Source organism: Gilliamella sp. BG1, assembly GCF_046635625.1.
In the GTDB taxonomy this organism is placed as follows: Bacteria; Pseudomonadota; Gammaproteobacteria; order Enterobacterales; family Orbaceae; genus Gilliamella; species Gilliamella bombi.
The window spans coordinates 102,740-120,671 of sequence record NZ_JBIDFG010000005.1; the positions used below are offsets into that span (position 1 = coordinate 102,740).

At 35.0% G+C, this 17,932-nt stretch carries 18 protein-coding genes; 12 read left to right on the forward strand and 6 right to left on the reverse strand.

All coding sequences use genetic code 11. From position 1 onward, the window contains the following. The first annotated feature begins 1 nt into the window (after nt 1). The 6 genes from ACGH80_RS03580 to yfbR all read left to right on the forward strand — a co-directional run bounded on the left by ACGH80_RS03580 (nt 2) and on the right by yfbR (nt 5,905). Nucleotides 2-910 (forward strand): D-alanine--D-alanine ligase, encoded by a 909-nt coding sequence (locus tag ACGH80_RS03580; RefSeq protein ID WP_174798736.1) that lies wholly within the window; start codon nt 2-4, stop codon nt 908-910. 13 nt (nt 911-923) lie between these two features. Continuing rightward, entirely contained in the window at nt 924-1,757 is an 834-nt protein-coding gene (locus ACGH80_RS03585) for an FtsQ-type POTRA domain-containing protein (RefSeq protein ID WP_174798735.1), read from the forward strand. Nucleotides 1,758-1,778: 21 nt separating this feature from the next. Further along, a complete protein-coding gene (ftsA, locus tag ACGH80_RS03590) occupies nt 1,779-3,032 on the forward strand; it encodes a cell division protein FtsA (protein WP_174798734.1) in 1,254 nt (417 codons plus the stop codon). Nucleotides 3,033-3,113: 81 nt separating this feature from the next. Further along, entirely contained in the window at nt 3,114-4,253 is a 1,140-nt protein-coding gene (gene ftsZ, locus ACGH80_RS03595) for a cell division protein FtsZ (RefSeq protein ID WP_411630546.1), read from the forward strand. Between the two features lie 69 nt (nt 4,254-4,322). Beyond that, nucleotides 4,323-5,237, forward strand: coding sequence for a UDP-3-O-acyl-N-acetylglucosamine deacetylase (gene lpxC, locus ACGH80_RS03600; RefSeq protein WP_174798732.1), 915 nt, complete (start codon nt 4,323-4,325; stop codon nt 5,235-5,237). A gap of 80 nt (nt 5,238-5,317) precedes the next feature. Beyond that, complete coding sequence (gene yfbR, locus ACGH80_RS03605; protein ID WP_411630547.1) at nt 5,318-5,905, forward strand: 5'-deoxynucleotidase; 588 nt, start codon at nt 5,318-5,320, stop codon at nt 5,903-5,905. A 7-nt stretch (nt 5,906-5,912) separates the two neighbouring features. Here yfbR and ACGH80_RS03610 read toward each other — a convergent pair whose 3' ends face one another. The 3 genes from ACGH80_RS03610 to ACGH80_RS03620 all read right to left on the reverse strand — a co-directional run bounded on the left by ACGH80_RS03610 (nt 5,913) and on the right by ACGH80_RS03620 (nt 7,562). Beyond that, complete coding sequence (locus tag ACGH80_RS03610; protein ID WP_174798730.1) at nt 5,913-6,134, reverse strand: zeta toxin family protein; 222 nt, start codon at nt 6,132-6,134, stop codon at nt 5,913-5,915. Next, complete coding sequence (locus tag ACGH80_RS03615) at nt 6,131-6,424, reverse strand: hypothetical protein (protein WP_085164917.1); 294 nt, start codon at nt 6,422-6,424, stop codon at nt 6,131-6,133. The genes ACGH80_RS03610 and ACGH80_RS03615 overlap by 4 nt, the downstream gene beginning before the upstream one ends. A 433-nt stretch (nt 6,425-6,857) precedes the next feature. Continuing rightward, nucleotides 6,858-7,562: a lipopolysaccharide core heptose(II) kinase RfaY gene (locus ACGH80_RS03620; RefSeq protein ID WP_411630548.1), complete on the reverse strand. Its 705-nt coding sequence runs from the start codon at nt 7,560-7,562 to the stop codon at nt 6,858-6,860. Nucleotides 7,563-7,746: 184 nt separating this feature from the next. Between ACGH80_RS03620 and ACGH80_RS03625 the strand changes: the two genes are divergently transcribed. Then, entirely contained in the window at nt 7,747-8,040 is a 294-nt protein-coding gene (locus ACGH80_RS03625) for a GIY-YIG nuclease family protein (protein ID WP_065574493.1), read from the forward strand. A gap of 12 nt (nt 8,041-8,052) precedes the next feature. On the opposite strand, the gene ACGH80_RS03630 is transcribed toward ACGH80_RS03625, so the two are convergent. The 3 genes from ACGH80_RS03630 to ACGH80_RS03640 form a co-directional block, all read right to left on the reverse strand. Next, entirely contained in the window at nt 8,053-9,039 is a 987-nt protein-coding gene (locus tag ACGH80_RS03630; protein ID WP_174798729.1) for a serine/threonine protein kinase, read from the reverse strand. 11 nt (nt 9,040-9,050) lie between these two features. Then, a complete protein-coding gene (yihA, locus tag ACGH80_RS03635; RefSeq protein ID WP_065590380.1) occupies nt 9,051-9,662 on the reverse strand; it encodes a ribosome biogenesis GTP-binding protein YihA/YsxC in 612 nt (203 codons plus the stop codon). A gap of 65 nt (nt 9,663-9,727) precedes the next feature. Further along, the gene (locus ACGH80_RS03640; RefSeq protein ID WP_174798728.1) at nt 9,728-10,939 is read right to left on the reverse strand and encodes an aspartate aminotransferase family protein; all 1,212 of its coding nucleotides are present in this window, start codon (nt 10,937-10,939) and stop codon (nt 9,728-9,730) included. 214 nt (nt 10,940-11,153) lie between these two features. Here ACGH80_RS03640 and ACGH80_RS03645 point away from each other — a divergent pair, with 214 nt between their 5' ends. The 5 genes from ACGH80_RS03645 to pflB all read left to right on the forward strand — a co-directional run bounded on the left by ACGH80_RS03645 (nt 11,154) and on the right by pflB (nt 17,882). Continuing rightward, nucleotides 11,154-11,423, forward strand: a complete 270-nt coding sequence (locus tag ACGH80_RS03645) for an oxidative damage protection protein (protein WP_034914624.1) — start codon at nt 11,154-11,156, stop codon at nt 11,421-11,423. Nucleotides 11,424-11,431: 8 nt separating this feature from the next. Next, nucleotides 11,432-12,499 (forward strand): membrane-bound lytic murein transglycosylase MltC, encoded by a 1,068-nt coding sequence (gene mltC, locus ACGH80_RS03650; protein ID WP_034914627.1) that lies wholly within the window; start codon nt 11,432-11,434, stop codon nt 12,497-12,499. 626 nt (nt 12,500-13,125) lie between these two features. Next, nucleotides 13,126-14,058 (forward strand): hypothetical protein, encoded by a 933-nt coding sequence (locus ACGH80_RS03655; RefSeq protein WP_174798727.1) that lies wholly within the window; start codon nt 13,126-13,128, stop codon nt 14,056-14,058. A 625-nt stretch (nt 14,059-14,683) separates the two neighbouring features. Continuing rightward, nucleotides 14,684-15,532, forward strand: coding sequence for a formate transporter FocA (gene focA, locus ACGH80_RS03660; RefSeq protein WP_081298300.1), 849 nt, complete (start codon nt 14,684-14,686; stop codon nt 15,530-15,532). Nucleotides 15,533-15,599: 67 nt separating this feature from the next. Then, nucleotides 15,600-17,882, forward strand: a complete 2,283-nt coding sequence (gene pflB, locus ACGH80_RS03665; RefSeq protein WP_085164906.1) for a formate C-acetyltransferase — start codon at nt 15,600-15,602, stop codon at nt 17,880-17,882. Nucleotides 17,883-17,932 lie beyond the last annotated feature (50 nt).

Genomic DNA, 17,932 nt, shown 5'->3' on the forward strand with positions numbered 1-17,932 from the left:
AATGGTAGATAAAGTTGCTGTATTGTATGGTGGTACTTCAGCTGAACGGGAAGTGTCACTTAAGTCAGGTAAGGCTGTACATGCAGGATTGTTGGCAAATGGTATCGATGCGCATCTTATTGATACTAAATATCATTCTATTACTAATTTAAAAGAAGAAGGTTATACAAAAGCTTTTATTATTTTACACGGACGTGGTGGGGAAGATGGTATTGTTCAAGCGATTTTGACTTATCAAAATATTCCTTATACCGGTAGTGATGTTTTATCATCAGCCTTAACAATGGATAAACTGAAAACTAAGTTAGTGTGGAAATCACTCAATTTACCTGTTGCTGAATATGTTATGGTTGAAAAATCACAATCAATTGATACTGGTGCTATAGTTAAACAGCTTGGTTTACCGTTGTTTGTTAAACCAAGTCATGAAGGATCAAGTGTGGGAATGGCTAGAGTTAATGAAGCATCTGAATTGGAAGCAGCTATTAGCGCAGCTTTCAAATATGATAGTGTAGTGATGGTTGAGTCATTTTTAGCAGGTCCAGAATTTACGGTAGCAATTGTTGGTGACGAGGTCTTACCTTCAATCCATATTAAACCCGCAACTAAATTTTATGATTATGATGCGAAATATTTATCTGATACCACTCAGTATTTTTGTCCAAGCGGTTTATCTGATGAACAAGAACAAGAAATTCGTAAATTAGCGTTAGATGCTTATAAAGCAGTAGGATGTCGAGGGTGGGGAAGAGTTGATATCATGTTTAATGCTAATCAAAAACCTTTTTTACTTGAAGTTAATACCGCTCCAGGTATGACAGACCATAGTTTGGTACCAATGGCGGCAAAAGAACATGGATGGTCATTTAATGAGCTTGTTGCTAAAATTTTGAATTTGGCAACTTTATAATTGGCCTTATTTTATGAAACAAGTTCGGCAAGCAGCGCATAGAAGGGACGATAAAAACAAAAGAAAGCTGCTTATTTTTCGTAATACAGAGCAATTAATAGGATTTTTGTTCTTTATTGCGATTATTTGTATTAGTATTTGGGTCGTTCAAAGTTTTAAAAATTGGATGGATGATCCCGAACAAATGGTATTGTCTCAATTAACATTGAGTGGAGAGCATACCTATACAACTGAGGATGATCTTCGGGAAGCTATTTTAGGACTAGGGTTGCCTAATACCTATATAGGACAAGATGTTAATGATATTCAACAAGAAGTAATGCGATTTCCGTGGGTGAAGCAAACCAGTGTACGTAAACAGTGGCCAGATAGGTTAATTGTCTATGTGGAAGAATATAAGCCAGTGCTTTATTGGAATGACTTATTTTTACTTGATAAAAGTGGCAATGTATTTAGTGTACCACTTGACCGTATAAGCAACTTAAAACTACCAAAGTTATATGGTCCAGAGGGTAAAGCAAAATTGGCGTTAGAAACTTATTATAAATTAGAGAATCTTTCTAAAAAATTAGCTAATAATCAGTTGGCATTACATATTAAAACAGCAATAACTGATGAACGTAACGCGTGGCAATTGACGGTAAAACAGTGTGTATCAGGTTTTTGCCAAGAAAATCAGGAAATAAAATTACTATTAGGTAGTGAAAATATTGAACAAAGATATCAGCAATTTATCAAGTTATTTCCGGAAATTCAGTCAAGAATGCCAGAAAATGAAAAAATAATGGTCGCTGATTTACGTTATGAAAATGGCATTTCAGTGCAAAGAGAAAAAATGGTGCAGTAAGGAATAAATTAAGGCTGAAGTATGAAAGCAACAGAAAAAAAATTGGTTGTTGGATTAGAGGTTGGTACATCCAAAGTACTTGCTCTTGTTGGTGAAGTTCTTCCCGATGGTATTGTTAACATCATCGGTGTAGGGCATTGTCCATCAAAAGGGGTTGATAAAGGTGGTGTGAACGATCTTGAGTCTGTCGTAAAATCAATCCAAAGAGCGGTTGACCAAGCTGAATTAATGGCTGATTGTCAAATATCTTCAGTATATTTAAGCCTTTCAGGTAAACATATTCGTTGTCAAAATGAGATAGGCATGGTGCCAATAGAGGATGAAGAAGTAACCGCAGAAGATGTTGACAATGTTGTTCATACAGCAAAATCAGTCAGAATTTTAGATGAGCACCGTATTTTGCATGTCATTGCACAAGAATATTCTATCGATTTGCAAGAAGGTATTAAAAATCCTATTGGCTTATCTGGAGTAAGAATGAAAGCCAAAGTTCACTTAATTACTTGTCACAATGATATGGCTAGAAATATTGTGAAAGCAGTAGAACGTTGCGGTTTGAAAGTGGATCAACTTATTTTTTCTGGATTGGCCTCTAGCTATGCAGTTTTAACGGATGATGAAAAAGAACTTGGTGTTTGCGTAATTGATATGGGCGGCGGTACAATGGATGTAACGGTCTATACAGGAGGTGCGTTACGTCATTCAGTTGTAATCCCTTATGCTGGGAATGTTGTTACTAGCGATATCGCATATGCATTTGGCGCTCCGCCAATGGATGCTGAAAATATTAAGATTCGTTATGGATGCGCTGTAGGCTCATTAATTGGTAAAGATGAGGTTATTGATGTTCCAAGCGTAGGTGGAAGACCATCACGTTCATTGCAACGACAAACGCTTGCAGATGTAATTGAACCGCGCTATTCAGAACTTCTTTCGTTGGTACAAAAAGAGTTACTTGTATTACAAGAAGAACTTAAAAAACAGAATATCAAATATCAATTAGCAGCAGGTATTGTTTTAACTGGTGGTGCGTCGCAAATAAAAGGAATGGTAGAGTGCGCTGAAAAAATTTTTCAAAATCAAGTGCGTATTGGTCAGCCATTAAATATATCTGGATTAACCGACTATGTTCAAAAACCTTATTGTTCAACAGCTATAGGGTTATTGCATTATGGAAAACAAAGTTTATTAAATGATGATGGAAAAGATAATAATAAATCATCATTAAAAGGGATAGCTAAACGATTAACCGGATGGTTTAAAAAAGAATTTTAGCTAATATATTTCAAGAACTTCGTGGACATTGTAGATGATTATCTGTACAATGTTCGCAGATCGTAAATTTGGAGATAAGTTATGTTTGAACCTATGGTTGCAGATGATGAACCAGCAGCAGTCATTAAAGTTATTGGTGTAGGTGGTGGCGGCGGTAATGCTGTCGAGCATATGATTGCTGAACATATTGAAGGCGTTGAATTTTTTGCAGCAAATACAGATGCGCAAGCCTTAAAAAGAATTAAGGTAGGTCAAACTATCCAAATCGGGACTAATGTTACTAAAGGGCTTGGTGCAGGTGCTAATCCAGAAGTCGGTAGAAATTCAGCTGAGGAAGATCGAGATGTCATTCGTAGTGCTATCGAAGGAGCTGACATGGTTTTTATCGCAGCAGGAATGGGTGGTGGCACTGGAACGGGTGCAGCTCCTGTTGTTGCAGAAATAGCAAAAGAATTAGGAATTCTAACAGTTGCAGTTGTTACTAAACCTTTTGGTTTTGAAGGTAAAAAGCGTATGGCTTTTGCTGAGCAAGGTATTTCTGAGTTGGCAAAACATGTTGATTCACTAATTACTATTCCGAATGATAAATTATTAAAAGTATTAGGTCGTGGTGTTAAATTACTTGATGCTTTTGCTGCAGCTAATGGTGTTTTAAAGGGTGCAGTACAAGGGATCGCTGAGCTGATTACTAAACCTGGTCTTATCAATGTCGATTTTGCTGATGTTAGAACAGTGATGTCTGAAATGGGATATGCTATGATGGGGTCTGGTCGAGCTAGTGGTGATAATCGAGCTGAAGAAGCCGCAGAAATGGCAATTTCTAGCCCATTACTTGAAGATATTGATTTATCTGGAGCTCGAGGCGTATTAGTTAACGTAACATCTGGATTTGATATTGGTTTAGAAGAATTTGAAACAGTCGGTAACACAGTTAAAGCATTTGCTTCTGATAATGCTACGGTTGTTGTTGGTTCAACTTTTGATCCAGATATATCTGATGAAATTCGAGTAACAGTGGTTGCAACTGGTATTGGTATGGATAAACGTCCAGAAGTTAAAATGCCTGAACCAGTTTCACACAATGAGCTATTTAGCCGAAGTAGTCCTTTAGGACAACAAGAAGATAAATTAGCTAAGGTTGTTAATGAGCCAATAGCTTCTCCTCTTGATAATCGTGAGATTTTAGATATTCCTGCTTTCATACGGAAGCAAGCAAATTAAAGTAAAGTTGAACTTATTTGATTTTTTATTGTCAAAATCGGTAAGAACAAATAAAAAAGTAGGTGCAAAGTGAAACAAAGAACATTAAAAAAGACTATTCAAGCAACTGGTGTTGGTTTACATACTGGCAAAAAAGTTACCTTGACATTACGTCCTGCGCCTGAAAATACAGGTATAATTTACCGTCGTACTGATTTAAATCCATATGTAGATTTCCCTGTGGATGCAAAATCTGTGCGTGATACAATGCTTTGTACTTGTTTGATAAATGAAGATAATGTTCGTATTTCTACTGTTGAGCATATTAATGCTGCATTAGCAGGGCTAGGCATTGATAATATTATTATTGAAGTTAATGCCCCTGAAATACCAATTATGGATGGTAGTGCAAGTCCATTTGTTTATTTATTGCTTGATGCTGGTATTGCTGAACAAAACGCACTTAAAAAGTTTTTGTGTGTAAAAGAAACAGTTCGAGTTGAAAATGGTGATAAATGGGCTGAAGTAAGGCCTTATAGTGGCTTTAAACTGGATTTCACTATTGATTTTCAACATCCGGCTATCGACAATAGTTCACAACGTTATCAACTAGATTTTTCGTCTGAATCGTTTATTCGTCAAATCAGCCGTGCTAGAACATTTGGTTTTATGCGTGATATTGAAGCATTACAATCTAAAGGTTTATGCCTAGGTGGTAGTTTAGATTGTGCAATTGTTGTTGATGATTATAAAGTGCTAAATGAAGATGGTTTGCGTTTTGAAGATGAGTTTGTGCGTCACAAAATGCTTGATACTATCGGTGATTTATATATGAGCGGTCACAATATGATTGGTGAAGTTGTTTGTTATAAATCAGGTCATGCATTGAATAATCAATTATTGCAAGCATTGCTAGCAAAACAAAATGCATGGGAATATATCACATTTACAGAAGAGCAAACTGTACCACTTGCATTGGGTACCCAACAGCTTATTCTCGCGTAAAATAATAAGTAACATTTTATATTATAGACGCTCCTGTTTTTAATAGGAGCGTTTTTATTTTATATTAAAGAGATAGTAATATGAATAACAGTCATTTTTTTGCTCATTTATCCCGATTAAAACTAATTAATCGTTGGCCTTTAATGCGTAATGTAAGAACTGAAAATGTATCAGAGCATAGTTTACAGGTTGCTTTTGTTGCACATGCCTTAGCAATAATTAAAAACAAGAAATTTAATGGAAATGTTAATCCAGAAAGAATTGCATTGCTGGCAATGTACCACGACGTTTCAGAAGTAATAACAGGCGATATACCAACACCAACAAAGTATTACAATCCACAAATAACGGTTGAATATAAAAAGATTGAAAAAATAGCACAGCATAAACTTATCAATATGCTTCCTAAAGAATTACAAGATGATTTTAGAAAATTAATTGATGATGATTTTTATGACGAAACCGAGAAAAGTATTGTAAAACAAGCTGATGCATTATGCGCTTACCTTAAAACGATTGAAGAGCTCAGTGCGGGCAATAATGAGTTTAAATTAGCAGAACAACGTTTAAAAAAGACTTTATCTGAACGTAACAGCCCTGAAATGAATTACTTCTTAGACGTTTTTGTTCCAAGCTTTAGTTTATCACTAGATGAAATAACCATGTAAAATTAGTTTATTTATAAGCATCGGTATCAATAACCAAGAAATTGTTTTTGGCGTATTCATTTCTTACTGTTGATTTGCCTGAGCCGACCTGCCTGCCGAGTAAAATTACTTCAGGGTTATTTGAAGGTTTAACAAATCTCAGATATTCATTTTTGATTGCATTCTCGAAAATTCTGTCATGCTTATCTTTGGGAAGAATAAATTTATTAGCCATAAAATAAATAGTCAATCATCTTCTGAAAATACTACATCAGGAAATACTTCATTAAATTTCGGGTGAAAATTACCAGCCGCAATGGCTTTGAGTTCGTCTATATCTGCTGTACTTGGGGGGATAATTCCAACTTCATATAAATCTTGTAGAGCCTTTATATAGAGAGGATAAGCGGCATCATAAGCGGCTTGGTCGCCTGTTTCTTTAATTGAGCTGAAGTAGTGGCAAAACTTGATTTTTTCTCGTTTAACCGCCTGTTTTGCTGCGTCAATCCAAGGGTAAATGCTGGGATCTAGTGTTTTCATGATATTTCCTTATTCATCGTTATAAATCAAGTGCGCCGAAATGGATCATAGACATAAAGAAAAAAGTCAAAATTACCATACCAATGGTGGTGGGCATACTAAAGTAGGCATGGCCTAAAAGGTAGCTACCCACTTAAACATTTTTTATTTCTATTATAGATTATTAATAAAAAATACATACTTTTTCAGAATATTAAATTCTGTGATAATAAAGAGGTTTTTACTCTAGTTATAATAAATGTATTTTATGTCAGATACAAGTTAAATGGCTTTTAAGCTCGTCAATTTCCTCTAACTAATCGAGATATTTTTTAGTGATATACGTGATAACGAAACTAATTCACGATATCACTAATTAAAAAATTACGATTATACTGAATAATAATCACTCGAATCTTTACAGGATCAACAAACTCTCACAATGGTAGAATAATTAATCTTCTTTCCCTCGGATCTTCCGAGACAATCGTTTAAACCCATGAGTAAACTTTTTAATTGCCATTGCAAAAAAAGGAACCTTGATTTTGATATCAAAGCGTTCTTTCAACTCGATTGCGTCATTGGCTTTAGTTAGCCAAATAAATCCTGAGTTCGTTAAATCGATGGCCTTGATTTTTCCTTCAGGCGTTAAGATAAAATTTCCGCCATGAATATCATTAGATACTAAATTATAACTGTGCAGTTTTTCAATACAGTTTTTAACTTGCTCGCCATACTCTTTCATTTCTTCCCACTTTAAAGAGCGCCCTTCGATAAAGTTAAAAATCATATAATGGCGTTTAGTTTTTTGATCGAAAGCAACCAAATACAGTTCATAAGCAATATCGGCATTATCAAGTGATATTTTGGCGAGTTTACGAATTAAATTGAAATAAAAGTCGCCTGTAATTTTGGCGATTAAACGACGCTCTAAACGGTGCTCAACACCGCCATCAATTTTAAAAATAAATTTTGATTCATCATGATCGATTAAATAAGTATATCGCTCTAATTTATCGCTAGGATCGAGTAATTCATGATGTCCTTCTTCTGCCAAAAATTGGTCAAAAAGTTCTAAATAATTGATTTTGTCATTTTGCACATAGGCGAACTTCATATCGCCACGTTGAACTTCAATAATTTTTGCAAAGTTATTCAAATTTTATTATCCCAGAATACATCAAAAAAATTGACTTATCTTAAACATTATCTGCGTTAAAGTAAATGAAACAGTAACGTTTAACTAGTAGTATGAATAGTATTAATTAAAAAGTGATGAATATTTGCTATGCCATTAAAATGATATTATGGTTAAATAATTGAATTTATATTATTGGTTAGTTATGTCTAATAGCGCATCCGAATGGTTTTTATATATTATTAGAACAGCAAAAAAATCACTCTATACTGGTATTACAACAAATGTGGAAAGAAGGCTTCACCAACATCAAACCAACAAAGGTGCAAAGCATCTAAAGGGGCAAAAAGATTTGACTATCGTGTACCAAATCTACATCGGTGACAGATCGATGGCACTTAGGCTTGAGTACCGAATAAAACAGCTTTCTAAACAAAAAAAAGAGAAGTTAGTCACAAACCAACCTAATTTAAACGAATTATTAAAACTACTCAATTAATACGCTTTATATTCACATCATTGGCATTAACTGTATTGCAGGAGCTTTAATTGCATCAATTTGCTTATTAAACTCAGCTAATTGTTGACGCCAAAAATCCTCATCAGTAATCCATGGAAAGGCGATAGGAAAAGCAGGATCTTGCCAACGCTCTAAAATCCATGCTAAATGATGAACCATTCTCATCGCTCTTAAAGGTTCGATAAGCTTTAATTGATGATGATCAAACTCACAAAACTCCTGATACATTTCAATCAATAAATCCAACTGTAAACGTTGCTGTTGACGATCACCATGCAGTAACATCCACAGATCTTGAATTGCAGGGCCATTACGAGAATCATCAAAATCAACAAACATTGCATTATCGCGCCATAAGATATTACCCGCATGGCAATCGGCATGTAATCGAATAGGCTGCCAATCGTTATGCCAATGCTGTTCAACAGTTTTTATTAACTGGGCTAAAATATCTTTAAGGTCAGTTTGAACTTTCTTAGAAATATAAGCGCTAGATAGCAAGATATCTTGTGGCCGATAAAGATACTCTTCTAATCCAATAGTTGGACGATGTAAAAATGTCTGCTTAGCACCAATTTGATGGATACGACCAAGCAACATACCCACAGATTCCATTTGCTCGATATTATCCATCTCATATTGTCGTCCTACAACACTAGCAAACAACGTAAACAGATAACCTTGATATTCGTGTAGTGTCGTATTATTAAATGTTAATGGCGTAATAACGGGAACCTCAGCATCAGCTAATTGCTTAGTAAACTGATGTTCTTCAAGAATTTGCTGACGATCCCAACGATTTGGTCGATAAAACTTAACCACATAACGTTTATGATCTTCATCTTGAAATTGATAAACACGATTTTCATAACTATTTAACACAGTCAAACCAGAATCTATACTCAATCCTATTGAAGATAGGCTATCAATAATTAAATCTGGTGATAAAGATTGAAACGAAAATGTTGAACTATTCATTGAATGATCCTTTATTGCAAACTAAACCATTCATCTAATTTTTGTTTTAGAGCTTCAAGTCCAATACGCTTAGGTGATGAAAAAGGAGCAACAGTAATATCTCCTTGAAAAGGTAAAATGGCTTCTTTCACCATATTAACTTGTTTTTTTTGAGCGCCAGAAGCTAATTTATCAGCTTTAGTAAGCAGTAACATAATAGGGATATCAACAGAAACCGCCCACTCAATCATCTGTTGATCTAAATCTTTTAACGGATGTCTAATATCCATCAATACAACCAAACCTTTTAAACTTTCACGTTTTTGCAGATATTCGCCTAATGCTTTTTGCCATTTACGCTTTATCGCCTCTGGCACTTGAGCATAGCCATAACCGGGTAAATCTACTAAACGGCAATTTTCTTCAACTTCGAAAAGATTAATAAGTTGGGTTCGACCTGGCGTTTTACTCGTTCTAGCAAGCCCTTTTTGATTGGTTAATGTATTAAGTGCGCTTGATTTACCAGCGTTAGAACGACCAGCAAAAGCAATTTCAACACCACTATCAACAGGTAGATGAGAAATATCAGGTGCACTCAAAATAAAATGAGTTTTAGCATAATTTAATGGGTGAATATTGGTCATAAATAAGTATCCTTTAAATGCAACGGCATTTAATTGACTAAAATGCCGTTACTGTATAGAAAAACTTAAGAATTGACAACTTTTTCCACAGCTTTCGCAAATCGAGTCATACCTTCTTTAATTTCATCTTCAGAAATAATTAGTGATGGGGTAAAGCGCAAAACATTAGATCCAGCATTTAAAATCATTACTTTAAATTCAGTTGCTACGTTCAAAAAATCACGAGCTTTATTGTGAAATTTTGGTTGTAACTCTGCACCTAACAACAACCCTTTCCCACGATACTCTCGGAATAATTTAAATTTATCATTAATTTTTTCTAATTGCTCAATAAATACAGCACGTCGTTTTTGCACACCTTCAAGTATTTCAGGAGAATTAATAATATCAAAAGCCTCGCAACCCACAGCACAAGCTAAAGGGTTACCACCATAAGTTGTACCATGTACACCGGGATGCATAACTGAAGCAATTTCGTCTGTTGTTAACATAGCACTAATAGGAAATCCACCGCCCAGTGCTTTAGCTGAGGTTAAAATATCTGGCTTTACATCATATTGTTGATAAGTAAATAAACTGCCTGTTCGACCCATTCCACATTGCACTTCATCGAACACCAGTAACGCTTTATATTCATCACATAGCTCACGCAAACCTTGTAAAAATTCGGGTGTGGCTGAAGTTAATCCACCTTCACCTTGCACAGGCTCTAGTACAACCGCACAAGTATGATCATCCATTACGGCTTTAACTGCATCAAGATCATTAAAAGGAACATGAATAATATCAGCTGGTTTTGGACCAAAACCATCCGAATACTTAGCCTGACCACCAACAGAGACGGTAAAAAATGTACGCCCATGAAAAGATTGATAAAAAGCAATAATTTTAGTCTTATAAGGATTGTATTTATGTATTGCGTAATGACGAGCTAATTTAAACGCAGCTTCATTAGCTTCGGCACCAGAATTTGCAAAAAAAACACGTTCAGCAAACGTATTATCGATAAGTTTTTGAGCAAGATTTAAAGCCGGCTCATTAGTAAAAACATTACTTACATGCCATAACTTTTCACTTTGTTCATGTAATGCTTTAACTAATCTTGGATGACAATGCCCAAGCGCATTTACAGCGATGCCACCTGCAAAATCAATATATTCTTCACCATTTTGATCCCAAACACGACTCCCTTTACCCTTTACGGGGATAAATTTTGCTGGTGCATAAATAGGTAAAATAACTTTATCAAAAAGTTCACGTGTGATTTTTGGCTGCATTGTTTAATCCTTATTTATTTTATTAACTAGTTCCTATCATTTTAATCAAACTAATTGCGGTGTAAAGTAAATAATTATTCAAATATTTTAAATTAATATTCACTCATTAAAGGTGAATTCAATTTAAAATTAATATAATAATTTTCTTCTTATCTATAATTATTTTCAGGTATAATTAGCCACTATTCGTTAAGTGTACTTAAAAGAGATAAAAATGAGCCGTGTCGTTTATTGCCATTATTTAAAAAAAGAAGCAGAGGGATTAGATTTTCAACTTTATCCAGGGGAGATTGGAAAACGTATTTTTAACGAAATATCCAAACAGGCATGGCAAGAATGGCTCAAAAAACAAACAATGCTCATTAACGAACATAAACTCAATATGATGAATCTAGAACACCGAAAAAAAATTGAAGCTGAAATGATCAAATTTCTATTTGAAGGCGAAGAAGTTGTTATTGATGGATATAAACCGCAAAATTGAGATGTAAAATGAAAAAAAATAAAAAAATCATCGCGTTAATTATTTCTGTAACTCTTCTAACAGGTTGTCCTAGTACGAATTCAAAAAAAAATGAAAACAATTATGTTAAAGATACTAATGCTTTTAATATCTTAATTAGTCAATATGCTAATAACATTGAAGAAATTTGGGGTCCGAAAGAAGTCCTTATTGCAGGGCCTAAAGATTATGTTCAATATGAAGATAATTTAAAAACGCGTGTCCATATTAACTTTGTTTCTGGTGTGATTACTATTGAAACGATGGCAGAATCACCAATAGAAAACCTAAAAGAAGCGATAGTTTCGACATTACTTATGTCAGAGCCAGTTGACATTATACGACATGACAAAATCAGTCAAGACTTATCTCAAGAACCATTTCTATACAATCAGGTATTAGATCAAGAGCATCAACCGATTCGTTGGAGTGGCAGAGCCAATAGTTTTGCTGATTATCTGCTTAGCAATAATATAAAAACTCGCTGGTCTGGTTCTTATAAAATTACTTATGTTGAAATTAAACTTGTTCCTAACCACATAAATCAACGTGCCAGAAAATTCTTACCAATAGTAGCTGAAGCTTCTAATCGTTATTTTATTGATGAACGCTTGATCTTAGCCATTATGGAAGTTGAATCTGCATTTAACCCATATGCTGTCAGCCGTACTGATGCGCTTGGACTAATGCAAGTACAACAACACACCGCTGGGCGTGATATTTTCAAATTACAAGGCAAATCGGGTGAACCAAGTCGAAAATTCTTACTCGATCCGCGTAATAATGTTGATATAGGTACAGCTTATTTATCTTTATTAAAAACGAAATACTTAGCAGGCATTAATAACCCAATTTCGTTAAGATACGCCGTGATCACATCTTATAATGGAGGAGTAGGAAGTGTGTTGCGTACGTTTTCTAACGATCGCAATGAAGCTATCAACATCATAAACTCAATGACACCACAACAGGTTTATCGAAAACTTGTCACTTCTCACGTTTCGCAAGAGTCACGTAATTATCTAATAAAAGTCAATAGAATCTTAGATAATAAATAAGTTATAAAAAATAAATATTTCCTCATCATTCATAAGTAATGATGAGGAAATATATCATTTACCAGCTCATAAACGAATGATAAAGCAAAATGGATTTAATGGTTGTTTAAAGATAACACAACATAATCAGTCAACATCTAGCGATTCAGAAGCTAACAAACAATAGCTAACTAACAAAAGGTAATAAACAAAAGTCTAAGCGATTGTGGGTAAAACACTCTAACAGTTTTTAAAGAATTATTTTAATTAAAAATTTACTTATCTATAAAGTGAATGATTTTCATCTTTACATTTCTTTACAAAAAAATCCGCCAAAAAACTAGCCAACAATTTTTTAAATGGTTATACTTTAACCGCTATAGGAAAGCAAGCTTTTTAAATAATCGGAAAATAATAAAAATCCAAATAAAACAAATAATTACTTGACAGGTAAACCATAATGCATTATCATTTTAGACACCAGACATCAGCACTGGCAAACCTATGTCTTAAATTTATTAAATAATCTTATTCGACGTGTTTTTACACTAAGCTCATTTATACCTTCCAAATTATTTCTCAACGAATTATCGAAATTACCGCTCAAATCACCTAAAACAGCTTTGCTAGTATTAGCACTGTTATTATTGTCATCGTCATGGAATGTTCAGGCGAATGGCAAAAAATCTCGAACAGGTAATCGTAGTGATGCAATAATGCTACCGTCGCCAGTTATCAATTATGTAAGGCCAAATCTACTTTTGGGTGATGAAGAAAGAGCGGGTCCAGCTGACATATGGAATCCCGATAAGGGCTTTTTAGTACAATCAATTGATTTTGAATCAATTCATCCTGAATCATACAGTCTTAATTTTCCGACCACGGGTGGGCATAATTTATATTTTGATTTACTCATAAGTGGAGTAGATATAAAGGAATTGACATGGGAACCCATTACTTTGGGGGGCATCACTGCGACAGTGACAAATGTTGTAGCTAATGATAAGTGGATCCCTGATGAAGATAAGGGACAAGTTGTCGCTCGTGTTAAGCTAACAGGTCCAGAGGCAAGAAATCAATGGTACAATCCTCATCCTAACCCAATTGCTAAGCCACAGTTACCACAGACGTTTGAGTTAGTGGGTAGAGATATTAATACCGGTGATGAGGTAGTAAAATATGGATTTAAGTTAAAGCAGTGGTTTGTTAACCGAGGAGGTAAATATGATACAGCCCCAGCTCAAACAACATGGTGTAGTCGTTTGGGGTATCGTCTTACGCAGGTAAGAGATTTAACCAATGCAGTCAGAACAGCTAGTTTTCCTATTTCTAGTGCCACGCCGTCGTCATCTGAAAATTATTACCAGCGTCGAATTGGAGCTGGATTTTTCACGGAGTGGGGCTACATGTCCCATTACGCTAATGCGGATTTCGCTTACAGTACTCACTCCCACTATGGTTATTGGACGATCAACGCCATACCTAACCGTCAGTTCTATGTCTACTCGGACACTGGCTACATCAATAGCAATCACATGGGTGCTACCTTCGGGTATTATGCTGTTTGCACCACACCTTAGATTTTAGTGTTTATTTTTTAATCCTTAGGCTCAGGAATAGTTTATGGTGCAAATAAAGGATAATATAACAAATAACCAAGCCTCTGAGGCTTTAGGTATTGAGCAGCAAAAGTCTGCGAGCTTTGCGCTTTAATGACTGAAAGCCAAAATAGTGCTCTGATCGATACAAATTAAAATCTTGCGCTTTTGTTATTAACTAGCTGTTATTAACAAGTTATTATTAAATAGCTATTATTAAATAACAAAAGCGCTTTTCTTAAAAAGCAGAATCCAGTGTAATAAAAAAAACTATTCTATAAGTGTTTGATTTCATTTAAAATAAAAAATTAAATAAAATCAATAGCCTACCTGAACGATTTTAGAGCAAAAAATACGCTATAGCACGGCAAAGTTAATATGGCTAATTTTAATCACGTCCGATAGGTTGATTCTAAATAAGATTAGCTCCCCACTAGGTATAAATCTTCCTAAAAATTTTAATTCACTATTTTTACTATAAGTAACCTCTTTAATAATGAGGGATTTTTGTGGTTTTAAAGTTTTTTAATAAAAAAAACGTGATCTGCTTCAAATTTTGAGTATACTATGCGTCTCATAAAACCCTAGTTTTTTTGAGGATGTTAGTTTGAGTACCAATAAACTTGTGGATTCATATTCTCCCGCACAAATGACCCAAATTGCTGAAGATCTTGGCAATTACAAAGTAAACAAACACCCATGTAGTACGATTTTATCCGCAATGCTTGCTGGTGTTTATATCTCTATCGCTTTTGTATTTTATATTACCGTAACAACCGGAACAGCAACCGTTGCTTTTGGTTTGGCAAAATTAGTCGGCGGTATTTGTTTCTCTTTAGGACTTATGCTTGTTGTTTGTTGTGGTTCTGACTTATTTACTTCAACCGTATTGACCATTTTACCTAAAATGACCCATAAAATTGGCTGGACTAAAATGATTCGTAATTGGATTTTGGTCTATGTTGGTAACTTTATTGGTGCTATACTGTTTGTTACAGTTATTTGGTTTTCAGGCCAGTATATGGTAGCCAATGGTTTGTGGGGACTAAATATTTTACAAACCGCTGATCATAAATTACATCACACCTTTATTGAGGCAGTATGTCTTGGCTTTCTAGCTAATCTAATGGTCTGTTTGGCCGCCTGGTTGAGTTACGCTGGTCGTAGCTTACTTGATAAAATGCTAATTATGGTTTTACCTGTTGCAATGTTTGTCGCCAGCGGTTTTGAGCATAGTATTGCAAATATGTTTATGATTCCTATGGGTATTGTGATTAAGAACTTTGCGTCCCCTGAGTTTTGGCAAGCAGCTGGTGTGTCGGCAGATGCATTTAAAGAGTTAACTGTATCGCATTTTGTATTTAAAAATTTAATTCCAGTTACAATTGGGAATATTTTAGGTGGTTTAGCTGTAGCACTACCTTATTGGGCTTTATATTTACGTAAGCCACATTGATTTTATAATATTTACCCTCATATTTAATAGGGTAAATAGTTATTTTTGTAAACCTGAGGTGAAAATTATGAGTAATTTAAACGAAGTACAAGCAGCAGCTTGGAAAGGATTTAAAGATGGTGATTGGCAAAATAATGTTAATGTCCGCGATTTTATTCAAAAAAACTACACGCCATATGAGGGCGATGAGTCTTTCTTAGCTGGCGCAACTGAAGCCACAACTAAGTTATGGGATAAAGTAATGGAAGGCATTAAAATTGAAAATGCTACCCATGCCCCTGTGGATTTTGATACAAGTGTTATTTCGACAATTACTGCTCATGATGCAGGTTATATTGAAAAAGATTTAGAAAAAATTGTTGGCTTACAAACTGAAAAACCATTAAAACGTGCAATTATTCCGTTTGGTGGTATCAAAATGATCGAGAATTCTTGCAAAGCTTATAACAGAACGCTTGATCCTTTAGTCAAAAAAATCTTTACTGAATATCGTAAAACTCATAACCAAGGTGTTTTCGATATTTATACTCCAGATATTCTTCGTTGTCGTAAATCAGGTGTTATTACAGGTCTTCCTGATGCTTATGGCCGTGGTCGTATTATTGGTGACTACCGTCGTGTTGCGCTCTACGGTATCGACTACTTAATGCAAGATAAATTTGCACAATTCAATTCACTACAAGCTGATTTCGAAAACGGTGTTGATCTTCCAATGATTATGCAACGTCGTGAAGAAATTGCTGAACAGCATCGTGCACTTGGCCAAATTAAAGAAATGGCAGCTAAATACGGCTTCGATATTTCTGCCCCAGCAAAAACTGCACAAGAAGCAGTTCAATGGACATATTTTGGTTATTTAGCTGCGGTTAAATCACAAAATGGTGCTGCAATGTCATTAGGTCGTACTTCGACTTTCTTTGATATTTACTTCCAACGCGATCTTGAAGCTGGTTTAATTACAGAAAAAGATGCTCAAGAAATTGTTGACCATTTTGTTATGAAGTTACGTATGGTTCGTTTCTTACGTACGCCAGAATATGATGAATTATTCTCTGGTGACCCAATCTGGGCAACTGAATCTATCGCTGGTATGGGTGTTGACGGTCGTACATTAGTTACTAAGACTTCTTTCCGTTTCTTAAATACTTTATATACAATGGGTCCATCTCCAGAACCTAATATGACAATCCTTTGGTCTGAAAAATTACCAAGTGGATTTAAAGAGTTCGCATCAAAAGTATCGATCGATACATCATCATTACAATATGAAAATGATGATTTAATGCGTCCTGACTTTAACAATGATGACTATGCTATTGCATGTTGTGTAAGCCCAATGATTGTTGGTAAACAAATGCAATTCTTTGGTGCGCGTGCAAACCTTGCTAAAACTCTACTATACGCAATCAACGGCGGTGTGGATGAAAAATTAAAAATGCAAGTTGGTCCTAAAGAGGCTCCAATCACTGATGAATATTTAGATTTTGATACAGTGTTTGCTCGTTTAGACCACTTTATGGATTGGTTAGCAAAACAATACGTAACTGCATTAAATGCTATTCACTATATGCACGATAAATACAGCTATGAAGCATCATTAATGGCGCTTCATGATCGTGATGTTATTCGTACTATGGCATGTGGTATTGCTGGTCTTTCAGTTGCAGCTGACTCTCTTTCTGCGATTAAGTATGCAAAAGTAAAAGCAATTCGTGATGAAGATGGTTTAGCTACTGACTTTGAAATTGAAGGTGAATATCCACAATTTGGTAATAACGATCCACGAGTTGATGATATCGCTGTTGATTTAGTTGAACGTTTTATGAAGAAAATTCAAAAACTTAAAACTTATCGTAATGCAACACCTACACAATCTGTATTAACCATTACATCAAACGTTGTTTATGGTAAGAAAACAGGTAATACTCCAGACGGACGTCGTGCTGGTGCGCCATTTGGACCAGGTGCCAACCCAATGCACGGTCGTGACCAAAAAGGTGCGGTAGCTTCATTAACATCTGTTGCTAAACTTCCATTTGCTTATGCTAAAGATGGTATTTCTTATACTTTCTCTATCGTTCCAAATGCATTAGGTAAAGATGATGATGTGCGTAAACGCAACTTAGCTGGTTTAATGGATGGTTATTTCCATCACGAAGCTACAGTAGAAGGTGGTCAACATCTAAATGTTAATGTATTAAATCGTGATACATTATTAGATGCGATGGAACATCCTGAAAAATATCCACAATTAACTATTCGTGTTTCTGGATATGCGGTGCGTTTCAACTCATTAACTAAAGAACAACAAAATGACGTAATTAACCGTACATTTACACAAAAAATGTAATTTAGTTAATTGTTAACTTAATCGAAAATAGCGTCTTTAAAGGCGCTATT

Coding starts and splice junctions, on each gene's coding strand:
- ACGH80_RS03580 (WP_174798736.1), top strand. CDS start 2: ATGGTAGATAAAGTTGCTGTATTGTATGGTGGTACTTCAGCTGAACGG.
- ACGH80_RS03585 (WP_174798735.1), top strand. CDS start 924: ATGAAACAAGTTCGGCAAGCAGCGCATAGAAGGGACGATAAAAACAAA.
- ftsA (WP_174798734.1), top strand. CDS start 1,779: ATGAAAGCAACAGAAAAAAAATTGGTTGTTGGATTAGAGGTTGGTACA.
- ftsZ (WP_411630546.1), top strand. CDS start 3,114: ATGTTTGAACCTATGGTTGCAGATGATGAACCAGCAGCAGTCATTAAA.
- yfbR (WP_411630547.1), top strand. CDS start 5,318: ATGAATAACAGTCATTTTTTTGCTCATTTATCCCGATTAAAACTAATT.
- ACGH80_RS03615 (WP_085164917.1), bottom strand. CDS start 6,424: ATGAAAACACTAGATCCCAGCATTTACCCTTGGATTGACGCAGCAAAA.
- ACGH80_RS03625 (WP_065574493.1), top strand. CDS start 7,747: ATGTCTAATAGCGCATCCGAATGGTTTTTATATATTATTAGAACAGCA.
- ACGH80_RS03630 (WP_174798729.1), bottom strand. CDS start 9,039: ATGAATAGTTCAACATTTTCGTTTCAATCTTTATCACCAGATTTAATT.
- yihA (WP_065590380.1), bottom strand. CDS start 9,662: ATGACCAATATTCACCCATTAAATTATGCTAAAACTCATTTTATTTTG.
- ACGH80_RS03640 (WP_174798728.1), bottom strand. CDS start 10,939: ATGCAGCCAAAAATCACACGTGAACTTTTTGATAAAGTTATTTTACCT.
- ACGH80_RS03645 (WP_034914624.1), top strand. CDS start 11,154: ATGAGCCGTGTCGTTTATTGCCATTATTTAAAAAAAGAAGCAGAGGGA.
- mltC (WP_034914627.1), top strand. CDS start 11,432: ATGAAAAAAAATAAAAAAATCATCGCGTTAATTATTTCTGTAACTCTT.
- pflB (WP_085164906.1), top strand. CDS start 15,600: ATGAGTAATTTAAACGAAGTACAAGCAGCAGCTTGGAAAGGATTTAAA.